General features: G+C 58.5%; 20 protein-coding genes and 1 pseudogene. 10 read left to right on the top strand and 11 right to left on the bottom strand.

Annotated features, from left to right (window positions below; translation table 11 throughout):
• Window positions 1-316 precede the first annotated feature (316 nt).
• Window positions 317-832 carry a protease adaptor protein RcdA gene (rcdA, locus tag QE432_RS05050; protein WP_003511419.1) on the top strand — a complete coding sequence of 172 codons (516 nt, stop codon included), beginning with the start codon at window positions 317-319 and terminating at the stop codon, window positions 830-832.
• A 151-nt stretch (window positions 833-983) separates the two neighbouring features.
• Here the strand turns inward: rcdA and rpmE are convergent, their stop codons facing one another.
• Window positions 984-1,205: a 50S ribosomal protein L31 gene (gene rpmE / locus QE432_RS05045; RefSeq protein WP_003506183.1), complete on the bottom strand. Its 222-nt coding sequence runs from the start codon at window positions 1,203-1,205 to the stop codon at window positions 984-986.
• A gap of 261 nt (window positions 1,206-1,466) precedes the next feature.
• Here rpmE and QE432_RS05040 point away from each other — a divergent pair, with 261 nt between their 5' ends.
• Complete coding sequence (locus QE432_RS05040) at window positions 1,467-3,266, top strand: ABC transporter transmembrane domain-containing protein (protein WP_065704434.1); 1,800 nt, start codon at window positions 1,467-1,469, stop codon at window positions 3,264-3,266.
• Window positions 3,267-3,277: 11 nt separating this feature from the next.
• Here the strand turns inward: QE432_RS05040 and QE432_RS05035 are convergent.
• The 6 genes and pseudogenes from QE432_RS05035 to QE432_RS05010 all read right to left on the bottom strand — a co-directional run bounded on the left by QE432_RS05035 (window position 3,278) and on the right by QE432_RS05010 (window position 9,996).
• Window positions 3,278-4,925: pseudogene (locus tag QE432_RS05035) on the bottom strand (FAD-binding dehydrogenase).
• An 89-nt stretch (window positions 4,926-5,014) separates the two neighbouring features.
• Window positions 5,015-6,046 carry a peptidoglycan -binding protein gene (locus QE432_RS05030; RefSeq protein ID WP_035199659.1) on the bottom strand — a complete coding sequence of 344 codons (1,032 nt, stop codon included), beginning with the start codon at window positions 6,044-6,046 and terminating at the stop codon, window positions 5,015-5,017.
• A gap of 2 nt (window positions 6,047-6,048) precedes the next feature.
• Window positions 6,049-7,068: a hypothetical protein gene (locus tag QE432_RS05025; protein ID WP_035199661.1), complete on the bottom strand. Its 1,020-nt coding sequence runs from the start codon at window positions 7,066-7,068 to the stop codon at window positions 6,049-6,051.
• Window positions 7,069-7,268: 200 nt separating this feature from the next.
• Complete coding sequence (locus tag QE432_RS05020) at window positions 7,269-8,069, bottom strand: inositol monophosphatase family protein (RefSeq protein WP_003511424.1); 801 nt, start codon at window positions 8,067-8,069, stop codon at window positions 7,269-7,271.
• Window positions 8,070-8,233: 164 nt separating this feature from the next.
• Complete coding sequence (locus QE432_RS05015) at window positions 8,234-9,334, bottom strand: tetratricopeptide repeat protein (protein ID WP_019564913.1); 1,101 nt, start codon at window positions 9,332-9,334, stop codon at window positions 8,234-8,236.
• An 8-nt stretch (window positions 9,335-9,342) separates the two neighbouring features.
• Window positions 9,343-9,996, bottom strand: coding sequence for a thiamine phosphate synthase (locus tag QE432_RS05010; protein WP_003511427.1), 654 nt, complete (start codon window positions 9,994-9,996; stop codon window positions 9,343-9,345).
• 103 nt (window positions 9,997-10,099) lie between these two features.
• On the opposite strand from QE432_RS05010, the gene QE432_RS05005 reads away from it, so the two are divergent.
• The gene (locus QE432_RS05005; RefSeq protein WP_003511429.1) at window positions 10,100-10,864 is read left to right on the top strand and encodes a sulfite exporter TauE/SafE family protein; all 765 of its coding nucleotides are present in this window, start codon (window positions 10,100-10,102) and stop codon (window positions 10,862-10,864) included.
• A 100-nt stretch (window positions 10,865-10,964) separates the two neighbouring features.
• Here QE432_RS05005 and QE432_RS05000 read toward each other — a convergent pair whose 3' ends face one another.
• A complete protein-coding gene (locus tag QE432_RS05000; protein ID WP_003511430.1) occupies window positions 10,965-11,141 on the bottom strand; it encodes a YdcH family protein in 177 nt (58 codons plus the stop codon).
• A gap of 236 nt (window positions 11,142-11,377) precedes the next feature.
• On the opposite strand from QE432_RS05000, the gene QE432_RS04995 reads away from it, so the two are divergent.
• The 5 genes from QE432_RS04995 (at window position 11,378) to QE432_RS04975 (ending at window position 14,289) form a co-directional block, all read left to right on the top strand.
• On the top strand, window positions 11,378-11,581 hold the full coding sequence (locus QE432_RS04995; protein WP_003511431.1) for a YdcH family protein: 204 nt from the start codon (window positions 11,378-11,380) through the stop codon (window positions 11,579-11,581).
• A gap of 154 nt (window positions 11,582-11,735) precedes the next feature.
• Window positions 11,736-12,203 carry a 5-(carboxyamino)imidazole ribonucleotide mutase gene (gene purE / locus QE432_RS04990; RefSeq protein ID WP_034501985.1) on the top strand — a complete coding sequence of 156 codons (468 nt, stop codon included), beginning with the start codon at window positions 11,736-11,738 and terminating at the stop codon, window positions 12,201-12,203.
• Window positions 12,204-12,214: 11 nt separating this feature from the next.
• Window positions 12,215-13,303, top strand: a complete 1,089-nt coding sequence (locus QE432_RS04985; RefSeq protein WP_035199671.1) for a 5-(carboxyamino)imidazole ribonucleotide synthase — start codon at window positions 12,215-12,217, stop codon at window positions 13,301-13,303.
• 139 nt (window positions 13,304-13,442) lie between these two features.
• Window positions 13,443-13,568, top strand: a complete 126-nt coding sequence (gene ykgO, locus QE432_RS04980) for a type B 50S ribosomal protein L36 (RefSeq protein WP_003497670.1) — start codon at window positions 13,443-13,445, stop codon at window positions 13,566-13,568.
• Window positions 13,569-13,668: 100 nt separating this feature from the next.
• Entirely contained in the window at window positions 13,669-14,289 is a 621-nt protein-coding gene (locus QE432_RS04975; protein ID WP_003511434.1) for a tetratricopeptide repeat protein, read from the top strand.
• A 69-nt stretch (window positions 14,290-14,358) separates the two neighbouring features.
• Here QE432_RS04975 and QE432_RS04970 read toward each other — a convergent pair whose 3' ends face one another.
• From QE432_RS04970 to QE432_RS04960, 3 genes are all read right to left on the bottom strand, one after another.
• Complete coding sequence (locus tag QE432_RS04970) at window positions 14,359-14,616, bottom strand: DUF2312 domain-containing protein (RefSeq protein ID WP_006314683.1); 258 nt, start codon at window positions 14,614-14,616, stop codon at window positions 14,359-14,361.
• Between the two features lie 151 nt (window positions 14,617-14,767).
• Entirely contained in the window at window positions 14,768-15,073 is a 306-nt protein-coding gene (locus QE432_RS04965) for a DUF1244 domain-containing protein (protein ID WP_035199673.1), read from the bottom strand.
• Window positions 15,074-15,088: 15 nt separating this feature from the next.
• A complete protein-coding gene (locus QE432_RS04960) occupies window positions 15,089-15,877 on the bottom strand; it encodes an N-formylglutamate amidohydrolase (protein WP_035199675.1) in 789 nt (262 codons plus the stop codon).
• A 273-nt stretch (window positions 15,878-16,150) separates the two neighbouring features.
• Here QE432_RS04960 and QE432_RS04955 point away from each other — a divergent pair, with 273 nt between their 5' ends.
• Together QE432_RS04955 and pyk are read left to right on the top strand one after the other, a co-directional pair.
• A complete protein-coding gene (locus QE432_RS04955) occupies window positions 16,151-16,555 on the top strand; it encodes a DUF1036 domain-containing protein (protein ID WP_370647635.1) in 405 nt (134 codons plus the stop codon).
• On the top strand, window positions 16,555-17,994 hold the full coding sequence (gene pyk / locus QE432_RS04950) for a pyruvate kinase (protein ID WP_003511440.1): 1,440 nt from the start codon (window positions 16,555-16,557) through the stop codon (window positions 17,992-17,994). The genes QE432_RS04955 and pyk overlap by 1 nt, the downstream gene beginning before the upstream one ends.
• Window positions 17,995-18,030 lie beyond the last annotated feature (36 nt).

The raw sequence follows: 18,030 nt of genomic DNA, 5'->3' as shown, positions 1-18,030 counted from the left end.
CTTTCGTTTACCATTAACCAAAAATTAAGCTTTCTGAGAGATTACTATACATGTCCAGTTCTTCTGGGCCTCAGGCATCTTCTCCATACGGCGAATTGGTCTGATTTTTCTCCCTGTTTTACCTTGAGAGCCGCTTTCGCGGCTCTTTTTTTACCGATCACCGGATTTCGTAAAACTGTGGGTATTAACCCTTCTTTAATAATTGCCTTGCGCATTTCAGGTAAAGATACCATCCTGAAAACACTAAAGGCCGGAACAAAATATTACCGGTCGTCGTTGCCTGACAGTGTGGTGCGTGAGCAGGGATTCAAAGAAAATGTCGGAACAGGTTTTAAATACCATTAGCTTTGCGGGTCGCGCGGCTGCTTCCAACCAGTTCAAGACCCTCTATACCGAAGGCATGACCTTGGTTGAGGAAACGGCGAGCTATCTTGATGGAGCCGGTCGTACCGCTTCAAAGGTTCTGCCGCGCATGGCGTCTGTCCTTTACGCGGCAGAATCGATGCGCCTCACCACCCGCCTGATGCAGATGGCGTCCTGGCTGCTTCTGCAGCGCGCCGTCAACAATGGCGAGATGACACGCGATCAGGTTCTCAGCGAAAAAAGCAAGGTGCGGCTCGACAGCTTCAACGTCGATCGCAACGCTCCGGGCTGGAACGACCTGCCTGAGTCCTTCCGTGACCTCATCGAGCGGTCGCTCCGCCTCCAGAACCGCGTTGCCCTTCTCGACCGTGAAATTTACCGCCCGTCCGAAGCCACCAAGGTACCTGACAACGAAAACAGCGTGCAGGCGCAGCTTAACCTTCTGCGCACGGCTTTCTCGATCAACTGAGAAAAGACGACCTTATCCGGACAATTTGAAAAGCAGGCTCATGGGCCTGCTTTTTTGTTTTGGCCTACAATGGGCTCGTTTCACCGGATCGACAGACAACAAAAAAGCCCGGTAAAACCGGGCTTTTTTAAATGATCCGTCCACAAGTGGATTAGAGGCCGAGGCCGCCGAAACGCTTGTTGAACTTGGAAACGCGACCGCCGCGGTCCATAAGCTGCTGGTTGCCGCCCGTCCATGCCGGATGGGACTTGGGGTCGATTTCAAGGTTCATGACTGCGCCTTCCGAACCCCAGGTCGAGCGGGTTTCGTATTCGGTGCCATCGGTCATGACGACCTTGATCGTGTGATAAGCGGGATGGATATCAGCCTTCATGACAATCTTCCTGGTTAAGTGACGTGCGGTCCATTTGCCGCAATTGCGTCAACTGAGCCATTTCAATAAATGAAGCCATAGTCCTGATGGGCTATGGCTTCCCAATTCGATGCGGAGCCTATACATGAAGGTCGCCCAGATAACAAGAGCCTGCTATCCCCTTGTGAAAGGAGATGGCCGCAGGGACTAGAATTTTACCGCGCGCCGGAAATTCACCCGCAAAAGGCCGAAAAACGGCACGGAACGAGGAGTGTAGCGGACGTGGCAGACATTGAAGAGCAGAAAGCGGCTAAACAGAGAAACCTGAAGCCGCTGCTTGGCCTGTTTCCCTATCTCAGGCGGTATCGCGGCCTGATGGCGGCGGCCCTGTTTGCGCTTGTGCTTTCTTCCGCCACGACGCTTGCCTTGCCGCTTGCCGTTCGCCGCATCATCGATCACGGTTTCCAGACGCCGGACGGTGGCATGATCAACAGCTACTTCGCTGTGCTTCTGGCCATTGCCGTCCTTCTCGCTCTCGCCAGCGCCATGCGCTATTATTATGTCATGACCATCGGCGAAAGGGTCGTTGCCGATCTGCGCCGGGATGTCTTTGCTCATCTCACCACGCTGTCGCAGCAGTTTTTCGATGCCAACCGCTCGGGAGAGCTGACCTCGCGGTTGACCGCGGATACCGTACAGATTCGCTCGGCGTTCGGTTCCTCAGCTTCCGTTGCGCTGCGTAACATCATCATGTGTTGCGGCGCGGTGGCGATGATGATCTATACCAGCCCCGGCCTTTCCGGCCTCGCGCTCCTGGCCATCCCGTTCATCGTTTTTCCTTTGATTGCTTTTGGGCGCTCGGTTCGTGCCCGCTCCCGCAATACGCAGGACACATTGGCCAATTCCGCCGCCTATGCCTCGGAAACGATCGGGGCGAGCCGCACCGTGCAGTCCTTTAACGCCGAGGCGCTTGCAAATGCCCGCTACGGCGCCTCCGTAGAAGCGGCCTATCAGGGTGCGCGGGCGGCGATAGGCGCCCGCTCCATCCTCACCGCCGTCGCCATCGCGCTCGTTTTCGGCAGCGTCGTCGGCATTCTCTGGTATGGCGCGCAAAGCGTTTTGTCCGGCGGCATGACAGCGGGTACGCTTGGCCAGTTCGTGCTTTATTCGGTCATCGCGGCAAGCGGCCTGGGCCAGCTCTCCGAAGTCTGGGGTGAACTGGCGCAGGCGGGCGGCGCGGCTGAACGGCTTTCCGAACTGCTGAACGAGCGCTCGCCCGTTGCCGAGCCGTCAGCACCCGTTTCGATGGTTCAGCCGCCGCGCGGCGAAGCGACATTCGAGAATGTCGGTTTCATTTATCCACTCGCAACCGGTGGCCCGATCATCTCCGGCCTCTCCTTCAAGGTCAATGCCGGCGAAACCGTCGCCATCGTCGGCCCTTCCGGGGCGGGAAAAAGCACGGTCTTTTCGCTGCTGATGCGATTCTACGATCCGCAGGAGGGCCGCATCACCATCGATGGCGTCGATATCCGCGATGTTAGCCTTGCCGATCTGCGCGCGCGACTGTCCATTGTTCCACAGGATGTGGCGATCTTTGCCTCCTCCATCCACGATAACATCGCATTCGGTCGTCCGGCTGCGACACGCGAAGAAGTGCGCACGGCCGCTATCGCCGCTCAGGCAGACAGCTTCATCGCCCGGCTGAACGATGGTTATGACACGCAGGTGGGCGAGCGCGGCGTAACGCTTTCCGGCGGTCAACGCCAGCGCATCGCCATTGCCCGCGCCATCCTGCGTAACGCCCCTATCCTGCTTCTTGACGAAGCGACCTCCGCACTGGATGCCGAAAGCGAAACGCTGGTGCAAAAGGCGCTCGATGAGCTGATGAACACCCGCACCACCATCGTCATTGCCCATCGCCTCGCCACTGTGCTGAAGGCTGACCGCATTCTGGTGATGGATGAGGGCCGTATCATCGAGGAAGGCACGCACCAGAGCCTTATCCGCCAGAACGGCCTTTATGCGAGACTTGCCCGGCTGCAATTCCAGACAGGGCCGGACGAACTGCGCGCTCAAGCGTGAGCCGTGTGGGCTTAAGCCATCACGCTACCCCCCGCGACACGGCCCGAAAACAGGCAACCGCCGAGGAATGTGCCCTCCAGCGCATTATATCCGTGCATGCCGCCTCCGCCGAAGCCTGCCACCTCTCCGGCAGCATAAAGGCCCGGAACAGGGTTGCCGGCCGCGTCCAGCACCCTCGCCTCTAGGTCCGTATGCAAACCGCCAAGCGTCTTGCGAGTCAACACATGCAGGCGCACCGCAATCAGCGGCCCTTTTGTCGGGTCTAGCAACCGATGTGGTTTTGCAGTGCGCATCAACCCGATCACCAAGATAACGCCGCGCTCCGTGGATCGCCGTAACCTGCGCATCCTTGCTGAAACCGTTTTCGATCTCCCGGTCTCGTGCCTCTATTTGATAGCGGATGTGGTCAATATTCAGCCGATTGTCCCCGTTTATGGTATTCATCGCCGCCACGAGTTCTTCCAGCGTATCACGGACGGCGAAATCCTCGCCGCGTTCCATGAAAGCCTGCACCGGCCCCGGCGGCTCCTTGCCCAACCGTTTAAGCAGTAGCCGCACATCCTTGCCCGTCAGATCCGGATTTTGCTCCGAACCAGAAAGCGCAAATTCCTTCTTGATGATTGCCTTGGTCAGAATGAACCAGCTGTGACCGCTGCCGCGTTCGCCCAGCATCTTAAGCGTGCCGAGTGTATCGAAGCCCGGCATCGCGGGTGCTCCGAGCCGGTTTCCATCCGCATCGCACCAGAAAGACGAGGGGCCGGGCAAAATACGAATGCCATGGTCCGGCCAGATCGGATCGTGATTTTTCACGCCCTCGGTATAATGCCACATACGGTCGCGATTGATGACCGTTCCGCCCGCTGCTTCCGTAATAGCGATCATACGGCCATCCACATGCGCAGGCACGCCACAGACCATGGTCGCGGGGGGCTTGCCCAGCCGCTCCAACGGCCAGTTGCGCCGCACCAGTTCCTGATTGCCGCCGATGCCACCGGAACTGACGATGACCGCCGAGGCCGAAAGGACAAAATCACCCTGCTCTTCCCGGCTGCTTGGTTGCCCGCGCAACACCGGATCCCTGGCAAGAACAACACCGGAAATGCCCGTCACCCTGCCGTCGGTGATATCCAGATGATCGACGCGGTGGCGGAACCGAAAGGTGAGCCGACCGCTTGCCGTCATGATCTTTGCCTTTTCAACGAAAGGCGCCAGCACACCGGGGCCAGTGCCCCAGGTGACATGGAAACGCGGAACGGAATTGCCGTGGCCATGAGCAAGGGCACCGCCACGCTCGGCCCAGCCGACCACGGGAAACCAGCGCATGCCCAGCCGATGCAGCCATTCACGTTTCTCGCCTGCGGCGAAATTGAGATAAGCCTCCGCCCAGCGGCGCGGCCAATGATCTTCCAAGCGATCAAAACCGGCGGAGCCGAACCAGTCCTGCCTTGCAAGATCGAGATTGTCGCGCACCCGCATTCGGCGCTGTTCGGGACTATCAACAAAAAAAAGACCACCCAGCGACCAGAAGGCCTGCCCGCCAAGGTTCTGCTCCCCCTCCTGATCCACAAGGCAAACACTGAAACCGCGCTCAACAGCCTCTGTCGCTGCGACCAGACCGGCAAGCCCCGCGCCGACAACGATCACATCATATCGCTCCATCAGCTCCTCCCAGATGCGACAGAATTACGTTTACGCGAACGTAAATTCACTTGCAGCTCAAGGCAACCGCTATGATACGGCTTAAGGTGTCAGCGCTCGGTGAGCTTCAGTTCGATACGGCGGTTCTGCTGGCGTGCTTCCGGCGTGTCGCCTTCGGCAATCGGCTGATATTCACCGAAACCGGCAGCGACCAGCCGGTTGGCCGAAACACCCTTGGAGATCAGGAACTTCACCACGGAGGTTGCGCGTGCCGAGGAAAGTTCCCAATTGTCACGGAAGCGGCCGGACCCGGAAAGCTGGACATTGTCCGTGTGGCCATCCACGCGCAGAACCCAGTTGATCTCGGTGGGGATTTCCTTGGCAAGATCGATCAGCGCGGCCGCCAGCTTCTCCATCTCCGCCTGCCCTTGCGGATTGAGGTCGTTGCCACCGGATGGAAAGAGCACTTCGGACTGGAAGACAAAGCGGTCGCCGACGATGCGAATGTTTTCGCGATCCGAGAGGATTTCACGCAGACGCCCAAAAAAATCAGAACGATAGCGGTTGAGTTCTTGAACCCGCTGCGCCAGCGCAACATTGAGACGGCGGCCGAGATCGGCGATCTTGACTTGTGATGAGGTATCCTTGGCTTCCGACGCCTGCAGGGCGGCTTCCACCGATGCGATCTGCGCCCTGAGCGCCGCAATCTGCTGGTTGAGCAATTCGATCTGTGCGGAGGCGCGGGAATTGGCCTGTCTTTGGTCATCCAGCTCGCCGGTCAGGCTGCCAATCCGGGCATTGGCGCTTGCATTGTTGCCCGATCCCGCATCGAGAAGCGACTGCAGGCGTGAGCGCTCGCTTTCAGATGCGGCAAGGGTTGATTGCAGGCTCGCCAGCGCGTCCTCGATATCCTGCTTGCTGCCCTTTTCCATGGCCAGAAGTTCGGTCAATTCGGCAATCTGGCTGTTGAGGCGGGTCAACACCTCGTCCTTGCCACTAATTTCCCGCGACAGAACAAATTGCGCCAGCACGAAGACCGTCAGCAGGAACATGATGGCCATGAGCAGCGTCGACAGCGCATCGACGAAACCCGGCCAATAATCCACACCCCTGTCGCGGCGGCGGTTGCGCGCAAGCGCCATGGCTACTCGCTCCCGTTATCGTGCCGGGTGCGTCCGGAGGATTTTGTCTCGCCGTCGATACGTGTCGACAACCGGTCGAGCGTGCGGCGAAGCGATTTCGATTCCTCCTGCTGCGCCTCGATCCAGTCACGCAACATCTGCTGCTCGCTGCGCATGTTCTTGACCAGACCTTGAATGCCTTCAGCAAGACTCGTCATGGCGGCGAGCGAGCGCTCAGTGCTGACCATTGCGCCGGGTTCAGCGTTGAATTCCTTTGGCCCATCCGCCGACGTATCCGTCACCGACGACAGCCAGTTTTCGAGCTGGGTGTAAAAACGGTTCTGGGCACGGCCGGCCTGAAGATCGAGGAAACCGAGGATCAGCGAGCCTGAAAGGCCGAGGAGCGACGAGGAAAACGCCGTTCCCATGCCGGAAAGCGGCGCGGTGAGACCGGACTTGAGCGAGCTTAGAATATCGTTGCTGGTGCCGGCGCTGGGATCGAGCGACTGAATGACATTGCTGATGGCGCCGATGGTGCCGATCAGACCCCAGAAGGTGCCGAGCAGGCCGAGAAACACCAGAAGGCCGACAAGATAACGTGAAGTATCGCGCGATTCATCAAGGCGTGTCGCGATGGAATCGAGAATTGTCCGCTGCGTAACTGCAGAAAGCCGGACTTCGCCACGCTTGCCGATCAACGTGCTCATGGGGGCCAGCAGTTTTGGAGCGCGGCCGACTTTCTCGGCGCTGCCGGCGGCCCGGAATGCGTTAAACCAGCGGACTTCCGAACGCAGGCTCATGGTCTGGGTGAATACCAGAATGATGCCGATGACGAGAACGCCGAGAATGAAGCCGTTCAAGCCCGGATTCGTCATGAAGGCCGTGTGCGCCTGCCGGTAAAGAATGGCCGCCAGAAAGCCGACGAGGATCAGAAACAGAACCATCGTCCACAGAAACGGTGTGGGGCTGGACAGCTTGTGGCTGTATTGCCGTGTGGTCACCGGCTTCTCCACGCCGAGATCGAGCAACTCCGAATCCGCCATAACGTTCGCATTCCCTTCGGTCACGTATCAACCGGACGCTATTTGAAAATTGCGACGATTTGAAGCGAAAAGCCTGTCTTTCGTCACAGGCATTTCACGAAAGCCGGCTTGACCGAAGACCGAAAAAACAAAAACGCCCGGCGATAGTTCGCCGGGCGCCTAAAACCTGGATTAAACGGCAGGTTTTCTGCCGAAATCGATCAACGACCCGGAATCGGACGGTTGGCAACTTCCACAAGTGCCTTGTGGATATATTCGTTTCCGGCAGCAACACTGCCGCTGCCGAAGATATCCGCGCCGCCCTTGGCGTCGGAGGTGAACCCGCCAGCTTCGCGAATCAGCACCAGACCGGCCGCCATATCCCACGGCGAAAGCTCTGCTTCCCAGAAACCGTCGAGGCGACCTGCTGCAACATAGGCAAGGTCGAGTGCTGCAGCACCCATGCGGCGGATGCCGGCTGCTTCACCCATGACATGGCGAAGTTCGACAAGGAATTTGCCGTGATTGCCGCGACCGAGATGCGGCACACCGCAGCCGATGACGCAATCCGTCAAGGCCTTCCGCGCGGCAACGCGGATACGACGATCGTTAAGGAACGCGCCGCCGCCACGCTCGGCGGTGTAGAGTTCGTCGGTCGCGGGATTGAAAATCACGCCGGCTACGACTTCTCCGTTACGCTCGAGCGCGATGGAAACGGCGAAATGCGGAATGCCGTGCAGGAAGTTGGTCGTGCCATCCAGCGGGTCGACGATCCAGCGATGCGCACCATCACTGCCCTTTTCCTCGCCGCCTTCCTCACCCAGAAAATCGTAGGTGGGGCGGGCTTTCATCAGCTCGTCGCGCACGATCTTTTCAGCCTTGAGGTCCGCCTGCGATACGAAATCGCTCGGTCCCTTGACCGAAACCTGAAGGTTCTGCACTTCACCGAAGTCACGCGACAAAGATTTACCCGCCTTGAGGGCGGCCTGAACCATCACATTGAGAAGGGCTGAACGTGCCATCGAATTTGTTTCCTGGAAAGCTTGCGAACCACCCGCAAGCTAGCCGGGCAGGAACGTCATTATTTTCTTGAATTGAAAGTTTGCGGTTCAAGACCACAAAACGCGCGGAAATTCAAGGCAAAAAGCCTGCACATGCACGCTGGCGCCGAACAACCGGCCTTGCATCACATCGGACGGAAACGATTTGCCGCCTCGATAGCCTTTTTCTGCTGCTCGTCGGTGATCCCGAGATAAAAATCCTCGAGAGACGGATCCTTCAGCCCGGCGCGGCGGGAAAGCACGTACCATTTGGCCGCCTCCACCGGATCGGGCCGTGTGCCGAGCGCCTGAATGTAAAGATGCGCCACCTTGTTCTGCGCCACGACATTGCCGCGCTGCGCAGCACCGTAAAGCCAGCGGAAGCCTTCATCCAGATTTCGCTCGCCGCCAAAACCGTTGACCAGCCAGATGCCGAGATCGACCTGCGCGGTATCGTAGCCTGCCTTTGCGGCCCGCGTCAGCCAATCGCGCGCCTTGGCCTTCTTTTCGGCCGGCACATCCTTGACCGAGTGGTAGATCTGCGACACCGCATATTGCGCGTCGGCAATGCCCTGCTCGGCGGACTTTTCATAATACGGCATGGCCATCAGCAATCCCTTTACGCCGGGATTTTCCGAAACCAGTATCTGCCCCCAGTTGAACTGAGCCGAAGCATTGCCGGCTTCCGCCGCACGGTGCATGTAATCGTCGGCCTTCGCCTTGTCGCGGGTAACGAACTTGCCCTCCATCAAAATGAGGGCGAATTTGAACATCGCGACGGGATCGCCACCCTGTGCCGCCTGCTGGTACCAGAAGGCCGCGGTCTTTTCGTCGCGGGCGATGCCGAGACCACGCGACATCATTTCCGCCACCAGCGTCTGGGCGGCCGCATCGCCGTTCTGCGCACGGTTGAGCGCCTTGTCGAGCGCCTGGACATATTCGCCGCGCTGGAAATGCCCATAGGCCTCATCCACCCGGCCCTTGAACTCCTTTTCAGGCGGCAAGGCCGGCAGGTCCGCGCCCATGCGCTGATAGACGTTGACGCCCTGCGACGGTTGCAAGTCCTTCTGCTCTTCGGACTGCACCCTGCCCTGACGGGAAGGCTGCGCCTCATCCTCCAACTGGCGGGAAAGCGCGTTGCTTTCGCTTTGCGGTCCGGATTGGGCAAAAGCAACGCCCGCCGGCGCGCCTAAAGACAGCGCCAGCAGCGAAATAGAAAGGCAGACGTGAACCGAGCGCATCAACATCGCCTGTATCAACCGTCAAACCGTGGCGCTTTTTCGTCAAGCAACGCGTTGATTTCAGAAACGGCCTGGGCAGCACCCGAGGCATTGTCAAAAACGCCGCTGCGCATCGCCACGAATTCCACGCCGGCTTCGGCCACGGCAACCACCGACGAGATATCGGTGCCGCCCATGACGATGGATGGAATCTCGATCATCGATGCCCACCATTCGCCGAGTGCCAGATTTTTGGGATGCGCTTCCGGCTTGATGTCGCCTTCGAGCTTTCCAAAAAACACGTAGTCCGGATTGGACTCACCCATCTCCAGAGCCTTATGCCGATCATCGGCATTGCCACCGCCAACGATCAGCTTCGGCGCGAAATTTTCCACGGCCTCCGCAAGCGCCTCGGCATTGCCCGCCACATGCAGGCCATCCGCCTTCACCCGGCTCGCAACGCGGCTGTCGCCCGCGATAAGGGCAGCGGCACCAGCCTCCTGCACCATCGGCACGATCAATTCGGCGCGTTTCTGGAAAGTGGCGTCATCCAGATCATATTGCGGAATGATGACCGAAGCCACATCGCCGCCTCGCAGTGCTTCTTGCAATTCTGTCGCCTGCTTTTGCGCGTCGTCCAATTGCGGGACGATCAGAACAAGGCGGCAACGGTTATCAACTTTGGTCATCGGTTCGTCCATTTCAGGCAGAAGACACTTTCGGCGTTATCTGCACTCGTTTTGATATGATAAATCCGATAGACCGGACCGGCGAAAGGATCAACCTTCATCCATGCTGACCGATTTTCATTTTTTCCTCGTCGCCATCCCCGCAGTCGTGCTTGTCGGCCTTTCCAAGGGCGGGTTGGGCGGTGCGCTGGCACTGATGGGCGTGCCGCTGATGGCGCTTGCCATCCCGCCCGTGCAGGCGGCGGCAATCTTCTTGCCGATCCTGATCGTGATGGATCTTGTGGCGCTATGGGCCTGGCGGCACCACAACCACCGGCAAACGCTCCTCATCATGCTTCCGGGCGCGATTGCCGGCATTACTCTCGGCTGGGCGACCTCAAGCCTCATCTCGGCAGACGCCATGCGCCTCGTCGTCGCCTCGGTGACGATCCTGTTCGTACTGCGTTATTTCCAGGAGAGCTTCAAAAGCCGCAAAGGGCAGGAGATTCCGGCCAGACCGCAGCGTCCGGTGGCTGCAACACTCTGGTCCAGCCTGTCCGGTTATGCGAGTTTCGTGGCCCATGCGGGTGGCCCACCCTTCCAGATCTATGTTCTGCCGCTGAAGCTCGATCCCAAGACCTATACCGGCATGAGCGTGCGTTTCTTCGCGATCATGAATGCAATCAAGCTCATTCCCTATTTCGCGCTCGGCGCGCTTGATGCCACCAACCTCAAGACATCGGCCAGCCTGTTGCCGGTGGCAATGCTGGCGACGCTTGCCGGCGCAAGGGTGGTGAAATATCTGAAACCATCAGTGTTCTACCCGCTGATGTATACCATGGCGCTGATCGCGGCGCTGAAACTGCTGTGGGACGGGCTGCCTTTCTAGACCCAAGGCGGCCACTAAAAAGCCCTGGCAGCACGCACGTACCGCCAGGGCCGAAAAAGAATCCGTCAGTCCTTCATCGAAGGCTGGGGAATGGCATCAATCAATGCCTTGTGGAGGCGCGAAGCCTCTGTAGTTCATCCTTCAGGCGCAGTTTACGGCGTTTGAGATCGGCGATCTCTCTATCGTCAGAGGACGGGGAAGCAAGAATACTTTCGAGCTCCTCCTCCAGAGCACCGTGTTTCTTTTCGAGCGATGCAATATGAGCCTGAATGGTCATGCGGCACGTCCTTCCATTTTTAAGCCTACCTCCAGCTCTCCATCGCTGGAGTTTCAGGTTTGCGACGACAATGTGACATGGATCGTTGGTCTTGTCGAAGGCGAAATGAAGGCAATAAGTGGGCAATTTGGTCGCAAGGGATAACTTCCCGTTACCGCGATTTGATGATAGAGGCTCGAGAACCGATGACATACGCGCCGGAGGCTCTCCGGCTGGCATAAAATGGGGATGACAAGATGCCCGATCAGGACCAGGCGGACATCAGGCTTACGCTGGCGCGGCTGCGCCAGGAGCATGAGGATTATGACGCTGCGATCAACGCGATGATCCAGACCAACTGCGATGCGCTGAGAATACAACGCATGAAAAAGAAAAAGCTGGCCGTCAAGGACAAGATGACCCAGATCGAAGATCAGGTCATTCCCGATATCATTGCCTAGAGTGGCTTCCGTGCTTCCTGCCGGATGCACGAGAGACGCTCTAATCTATTGAATTTACGCATCGTGCCTTGCAGAAATCAAAATCGATTTTTGCGCCTATGCTGTAAGCCGGAGAAGCGAAGTGACAGCAGAGACACCCCCCGTCGCCATCATCATGGGCAGCCAGTCCGACTGGGAGACCATGAAGAATGCCGCCGATACGCTGGATGCGCTGGACGTGGAATACGAAGCCCGCATCATTTCCGCCCACCGCACGCCTGATCGCCTTTATGATTTTGCCAATGGCGCGAAAGACGAAGGCTTCAAGGTCATCATCGCGGGTGCCGGCGGCGCCGCCCATCTGCCGGGCATGACCGCCGCCATGACCCCGCTGCCGGTTTTCGGCGTCCCGGTACAATCCAAGACGATGTCCGGGCAGGACAGCCTCTATTCCATCGTCCAGATGCCCGCTGGCATTCCCGTCGGAACGCTTGCCATCGGCAAGGCCGGCGCTATCAATGCCGCACTTCTGGCAGCTGCGGTTCTGGCGCTGGGCGACGAGGACCTGGCAGACCGGCTCGATGCATGGCGCGCGCGCCAGTCAGCGGCCGTTGCCGAATATCCCATGGACAGCGCCCAGTGACAGCCTCTAACATGACGATGAATACGAACAATCTCACCATCGGCATCATCGGCGGCGGGCAGCTTGGCCGCATGCTGGCAATGGCCGCCGCACGCCTCAACCACCGCACCATCGTTCTCGAACCGCAAGCCGATTGTCCGGCGGCGCAGGTCTGCAACAGCCAGATCGTCGCGGAATACGGTGACGAGACGGCGCTTGCGGAACTCGCTCGCCTTTGCGATGTCGTGACCTACGAATTCGAGAACGTACCCGTCACCGCAGCCGAGACGCTGAGCGCTTCTGTTCCCGTTTATCCCCCGCCGCAGGCTCTCAGCGCCTCGCAGGATAGGCTGACGGAGAAACGCTTCCTCAACGGTTGCGGCATTCCGACCGCCGATTTCCGCGCCGTGGATAATCAGGAAGAACTGGAGGCGGCATTGGCCGCTTTTGGTGGCAAGGGTGTGCTGAAAACCCGCCGCATGGGCTATGACGGCAAGGGCCAGAGGCTTTTCAAGGGTGGTGAGGACATCGCAGGCGCCTTCGCAACACTCGGTGGCGTGCCGCTCATCCTCGAAAGCTTCGTCGCTTTCGAGCGGGAAATCTCGATCATTGCCGCCCGTTTCAGGGATGGCACCGTTACCTGCTACGATCCGGCCGAAAACATTCATCTGAACGGCATTCTGCATACATCCACGGTGCCGGCAGCACTCTCCGATGCGGCGAAGGCGGTTGCCGTGCAATCGGCGGAAAAGCTTCTGGCTGCGCTCGACTATGTCGGCGTGATCGGCATCGAGTTTTTCGTCCTGACCGATGGTTCGCTCGTTGCCAATGAAATGGCGCCGCGCGTGCACAATACCGGCCACTGGACGGAAGCGGCCTGCGTGGTCTCGCAATTCGAACAGCATATACGAGCCGTCTCCGGTCTTGTCCCCGGCAGCACGGCCCGCCATTCGGATTGCGTCATGACGAACCTCATCGGCGATGACATCAACGATGTGCCAGCATGGCTTTCGAAAAAAGACTGTCTCGTGCATCTTTACGGCAAGACACAAGCACGGCCTGGCCGCAAGATGGGCCATGTGACCGAGCTTTTGCACACAGGAAAAGCCTCAGTCTTTTAAGGCAAAGACGTCTGGAAGTGTTGACAGGCAGGGGTCAAACGGGTATTTGCCTGCCAACCGAAAAGAGCGCGCCCCGTTGCGCGCTTTTGATTGTTTGAATAAGCACGGTAAAAGCCGTGCAAAACTGCGGACCAGTAAAATGAAAATCAAGAATTCGCTTAAAGCGCTTAAGGCCCGTCATCGCGATAACCGCCTGGTTCGCCGCAAGGGCCGCGTCTACATCATCAACAAGCAGAACCCGCGCTTCAAGGCTCGTCAGGGCTGATTGAGTGCCACTGCGGTTCGCGATCACATCGCGGATCACTTTGTTGACAGTGCAGAACTTTGCATTTGATATTGGGCGCAGTCGGGTTAAGCTTTAACCCATGCGCCCAAATCGTTTTTGCACGGCTATCATCGTCGCTCAGGGTTTCCTGCTTTCGGGCCTCCTGCTTTCAGGAATGGCGTCCCTTGGTCATGCGGCAGATGGTCAGCCTCCCGCAGCCCTGGAGGCTGCGCCTTCACCTGCAAAGACAGTTGACAGTCTTTTCGCATCGCTGAAAAAAGAGCGGAATGCGGTCAAGGCGCGCAGCATTGCCAACCAGATCGCTTCCGAATGGAACGATTCCGGCAGCGCGACAATCAATCTCCTGATGCAATGGGCAGGCGAAGCCGCAGACGAGAAGCGCAACGCCGCCGCTTACGATTTTCTCGACCAGGCTATTTTACTCGATCCGGACTACGTGCAGGCGCCCTATCGCCGCGCCATGGTGCATTTTGCGGATGGCGACACCCGAAAGGCGATGGCGGATATCAATCTGACGCTGGAGAAGGAGCCGCGCTATTTTCCGGCATTGGCGAGCCTTGCAAACATCCTCGAAGCCTCAGGCCGTGACGATCTGGCGCTGAAAGCCTGGGAACGCTATCTCGCGCTCTATCCCGCGGACAAGGACGCCCGCAAAGAGGCCGCTGACCTTTCTGAAAAGCTGGCTGGCACTCGCAGCTGAATATCGCAGACGATCCAAACAAAAATCGCCGCAAAAGCGGCGATTTTTCATTGTGGGACCGTCAACCGATCATTCCATGCCAAGCGCAGCCATATAGGTCTGAAGAATGGTTTCTTCCTCGATACGCTCGTTGGCGTCCTTCTTGCGCAGGCGGATGATGGTGCGGATCGCCTTGGTATCGTAGCCACGACCCTTCGCCTCACCCATGACATCCTTGATGTCTCCCTGAATGGCGGCCTTTTCCTCTTCGAGACGCTCGACGCGCTCGATGAATTGACGCAGTTCGGCGGCGGCGACGGTTTCGGTGGTGCTCGTTTCGTCCATCATATCATCCTTCATTGGTAGCAGCTCGGGTGAGCCTTGTTCATTAAATCCAGGCGAAGCCTTCGCCGGTCGCCGCCAGCCGGGCAGCAAAAATTCCGGCCTGTGACCTGCCCACTGACGGGCCTCACGTCAAGTCGTTTCCGTCGATCGGGGGTTATTCCGTTGGCTTGTTCTGCTCAAAGGCAGCTTTCTGGGCGTCGCTCGCCTCCGCCTGATATTTTTCCTTCCACTCCTCATAGGGCATTCCGTAGACGATTTCCCGGGATTGCTCCTTGGTGAGTGCAACGCCGGCCTCGTTAGCGGCATCCCCATACCAGTTGGAAAGGCAATTGCGGCAAAAGCCCGCGAGATTCATCAGGTCGATGTTCTGCACATCGTGACGCTCGCGAAGATGCTCGACGAGACGGCGAAATGCGGCGGCCTCGAATTCAATCTGCTGTTTGTCATTCGGTGTCGTCATGGGGCAGCTCCAGGCTCAGTAGGGGCCGGTGCGAGAGGTGAACAGCTCATATTCATGCAAAATGGGATCGTCGTTCATTGCGGCGAAAATGGGAGCGAGCCGGTCCGACCATTCGGCAATCCCTTCCTCATCCGCGATCAAATCCTGCCGAACTTCAAGAAGCGCATGCGGTATGCCCTTCATCATGCAATGGCGATACATGGTATCGCCCTTCAGCGCCCCGTCATAGGGTTCGTTGTCACCAACGAGAATGTCGCCGGTCGCGCGCAGATGCGCCAGAAGCGGATCGACCGCACGATTATCCGTGTCCCACAGAACCGCCGCATGCCAGGGACGCGGTGTTTCTTTCCAGAACGGCGTGTACGAATGCAGCGACAGAACAAGCGGCGCTTCCCCCGACGACTGCGCTACACCGGTGAGCACGCGATCGACGGCATTGTGATAGGGACGATGAAAAAACTCGATCCGTCTTTGCCATTCATCATCCGAAATCGGGTGGTTGCCGGGGATGATCGCCCCGTCCGAAATCTTCATGATAAGGGTCGGATCGTCCTCGCCGCGATTGGGGTCGATCAGGAGGCGCGAAAATCGTCCAAGCACGGCCGGCACGCCGAGGCGGGCCGCAAGAGAGCGCGTCAGCCCTTCAATGCCAATATCAAATGCGATGTGACGATGAAAAGCGGTTTGCGGAAGGCCAAGTTTGCCGTAGTGTGCCGGCAGGAGGTTCATGGCATGGTCCGCCAGAAGAACCATGCCTTTGTCATAATCGCCTTCTATGATTTCATAGGGTATGAAGTCGTTCATCGATAATTTTCTGGGGCAGGATTGAGGAGAAAAGCTTGATGGCATGGCTTGAGGCCGGGCGCAAGTTTCGGCGACAGAACAGCCATCTACCTTATCGCACTCACGATCCCACGAACAATATAATCGATTAAACTCGCGTTGACTTTCTTTGGCGGCCACGCCAAGAAGTGTGTTCATTATAACCATGGAATCCGGATGGAAGCCGTGACTCAGTCATCTCTCGCTCTTCCTCGCCACTTTCGGCATCTTGCCCGTCTTTTCTCCGCAGCGGCATTGTTTCTGACCCCGTTTGTCTTCGTGGAGGCCGCGCATGCGGATTTCCGCGTCTGCAACAGCACGCAAAACCTCGTGGGGGTCGCAATCGGCTACCGGGCGCAGGACGGCTGGGTCAGTGAAGGTTGGTGGCAGGTCCCCTCCTCTACCTGCGCAACGCTGATAGAGGGTGAGTTGCAGTCGCGTTATTATTATCTTTATGCCGAGGACGCCGCTCACGGCGGCCGCTGGACCGGTGACGTCAACATGTGCGTGGCGGAAAACGAGTTCAAAATCGCCGGCGTAGACGATTGTTATGCCCGCAGCTTCCAGAGAATGGGTTTCAAGGAATATGACACGGGCAGACAGGGCAGCTGGATGGTCCAGCTTTCCGATACGCCAGGCACACAGGGAAATCAAAACTGATGAAGCGTAACCGCAAAGTCAAAATTCTTGCAACTCTCGGCCCCGCCTCTTCCGACGAGGCAATGATCGAAAAGCTGCATCTGGCCGGCGCCGATCTCTTCCGCATCAACATGAGCCATGCGAGCCACGACGTGATGCGGACGCTGATTGAGCGTATTCGCTCCGTCGAAAGCCGTAACGGCCGTCCCATCGGCATTCTGGCCGACTTGCAGGGTCCCAAGCTGCGCGTCGGTAAATTTGCCGAGACCAAGGTTGATCTCGTTCCCGGCCAGACGTTTACGCTGGACAATAACGATACGCCCGGCGACAACACCCGCGTTTTCCTGCCGCATCCTGAAATTCTCGAAGCGGTCAAGCCTGGCCACCGCCTGCTGATCGATGACGGCAAGCTGCATCTGCGCGCTGAGAAGAGCGACGGCAAGAGCATCGTCACCACTGTTGTTTCGGGCACCCGGATTTCCGACCGCAAGGGCATTAGCCTGCCCGACACCCTGCTCGGCGTCGGCGTTCTGACCGACAAGGACCGCGTCGACCTCGACGCCGTTCTTGCAACCAACGAAGTGGACTGGGTTGCCCTTTCCTTCGTTCAGCGCCCGGAAGACCTGGCCGAAGTGCGCAAGATTTCGCGCGGTCGCGTTGGCCTGATGTCCAAGATCGAGAAGCCGCAGGCTATTGAGCGCATCGAAGAAATCATCGAGCTTTCCGACGCATTGATGGTCGCACGCGGCGATCTCGGCGTGGAAATGCCGCTGGAAGCAGTTCCGGGCATCCAGAAACAGCTGACCCGCGCCTGCCGTCGTGCCGGCAAGCCGGTTGTCGTTGCCACACAGATGCTGGAATCGATGATCACAGCTCCGGTTCCGACCCGTGCGGAAGTTTCGGACGTTGCGACTGCCGTATTCGAAGGCGCCGACGCCATCATGCTCTCGGCCGAGTCCGCTTCCGGCGATTATCCGATCGAAGCCGTATCGACCATGGCATCCATCGCCAGCACGGTGGAACAGGACCCCTATTATTCCAACATCATCTACGCGCAGCGCCCACAGCCGGAAGCGACGGGTGCAGACGCCATTTCGCTTGCTGCCCGCCAGATTGCCGAAACGTTGAAGCTCGCCGCGATCGTCACCTACACCTCGTCCGGCACAACGGGTCTGCGCGCCGCGCGCGAGCGGCCACAGGTTCCGATCATTGCGCTTTCGCCGATCATCCAGACCGCACGCCGCCTGTCGGTCGTCTGGGGCCTGCATTGCGTGGTTACCGGTGACGCCAGCGATCTGGACGATATGGTGAACCGCGCTTGTCGCATCGTCGTGTCCGAAGGTTTCGGCAAGCCGGGCGACCGCATCATCATCTCCGCCGGCGTGCCGCTCGGCACCCCGGGCGCGACCAACATGGTGCGCATCGCCTATATCGGTTCGGACGGCCAGAGCGGCGTCTGATATCGCGATATCAAGCATAATAAAAAACCCGCCGTC

Origin of the sequence: Agrobacterium sp. SORGH_AS_0745 (assembly GCF_030818995.1) — a bacterium.
In the GTDB taxonomy this organism is placed as follows: Bacteria; Pseudomonadota; Alphaproteobacteria; order Rhizobiales; family Rhizobiaceae; genus Agrobacterium; species Agrobacterium tumefaciens.
The sequence above is the reverse complement of the archived record's forward strand: the minus strand, read 5'-3'. Positions and strand labels throughout refer to the sequence as shown.

Excerpts from the sequence above, each read along its gene's own strand:
- rcdA (WP_003511419.1), top strand. The coding sequence starts at position 317 with ATGTCGGAACAGGTTTTAAATACCATTAGCTTTGCGGGTCGCGCGGCT.
- rpmE (WP_003506183.1), bottom strand. The coding sequence starts at position 1,205 with ATGAAGGCTGATATCCATCCCGCTTATCACACGATCAAGGTCGTCATG.
- QE432_RS05030 (WP_035199659.1), bottom strand. The coding sequence starts at position 6,046 with ATGGCGCTTGCGCGCAACCGCCGCCGCGACAGGGGTGTGGATTATTGG.
- QE432_RS05025 (WP_035199661.1), bottom strand. The coding sequence starts at position 7,068 with ATGGCGGATTCGGAGTTGCTCGATCTCGGCGTGGAGAAGCCGGTGACC.
- QE432_RS05020 (WP_003511424.1), bottom strand. The coding sequence starts at position 8,069 with ATGGCACGTTCAGCCCTTCTCAATGTGATGGTTCAGGCCGCCCTCAAG.
- QE432_RS05015 (WP_019564913.1), bottom strand. The coding sequence starts at position 9,334 with ATGTTGATGCGCTCGGTTCACGTCTGCCTTTCTATTTCGCTGCTGGCG.
- QE432_RS05010 (WP_003511427.1), bottom strand. The coding sequence starts at position 9,996 with ATGACCAAAGTTGATAACCGTTGCCGCCTTGTTCTGATCGTCCCGCAA.
- QE432_RS05005 (WP_003511429.1), top strand. The coding sequence starts at position 10,100 with ATGCTGACCGATTTTCATTTTTTCCTCGTCGCCATCCCCGCAGTCGTG.
- QE432_RS05000 (WP_003511430.1), bottom strand. The coding sequence starts at position 11,141 with ATGACCATTCAGGCTCATATTGCATCGCTCGAAAAGAAACACGGTGCT.
- QE432_RS04995 (WP_003511431.1), top strand. The coding sequence starts at position 11,378 with ATGCCCGATCAGGACCAGGCGGACATCAGGCTTACGCTGGCGCGGCTG.
- purE (WP_034501985.1), top strand. The coding sequence starts at position 11,736 with ATGGGCAGCCAGTCCGACTGGGAGACCATGAAGAATGCCGCCGATACG.
- QE432_RS04985 (WP_035199671.1), top strand. The coding sequence starts at position 12,215 with ATGACGATGAATACGAACAATCTCACCATCGGCATCATCGGCGGCGGG.
- ykgO (WP_003497670.1), top strand. The coding sequence starts at position 13,443 with ATGAAAATCAAGAATTCGCTTAAAGCGCTTAAGGCCCGTCATCGCGAT.
- QE432_RS04975 (WP_003511434.1), top strand. The coding sequence starts at position 13,669 with ATGCGCCCAAATCGTTTTTGCACGGCTATCATCGTCGCTCAGGGTTTC.
- QE432_RS04970 (WP_006314683.1), bottom strand. The coding sequence starts at position 14,616 with ATGATGGACGAAACGAGCACCACCGAAACCGTCGCCGCCGCCGAACTG.
- QE432_RS04965 (WP_035199673.1), bottom strand. The coding sequence starts at position 15,073 with ATGACGACACCGAATGACAAACAGCAGATTGAATTCGAGGCCGCCGCA.
- QE432_RS04960 (WP_035199675.1), bottom strand. The coding sequence starts at position 15,877 with ATGAACGACTTCATACCCTATGAAATCATAGAAGGCGATTATGACAAA.
- pyk (WP_003511440.1), top strand. The coding sequence starts at position 16,555 with ATGAAGCGTAACCGCAAAGTCAAAATTCTTGCAACTCTCGGCCCCGCC.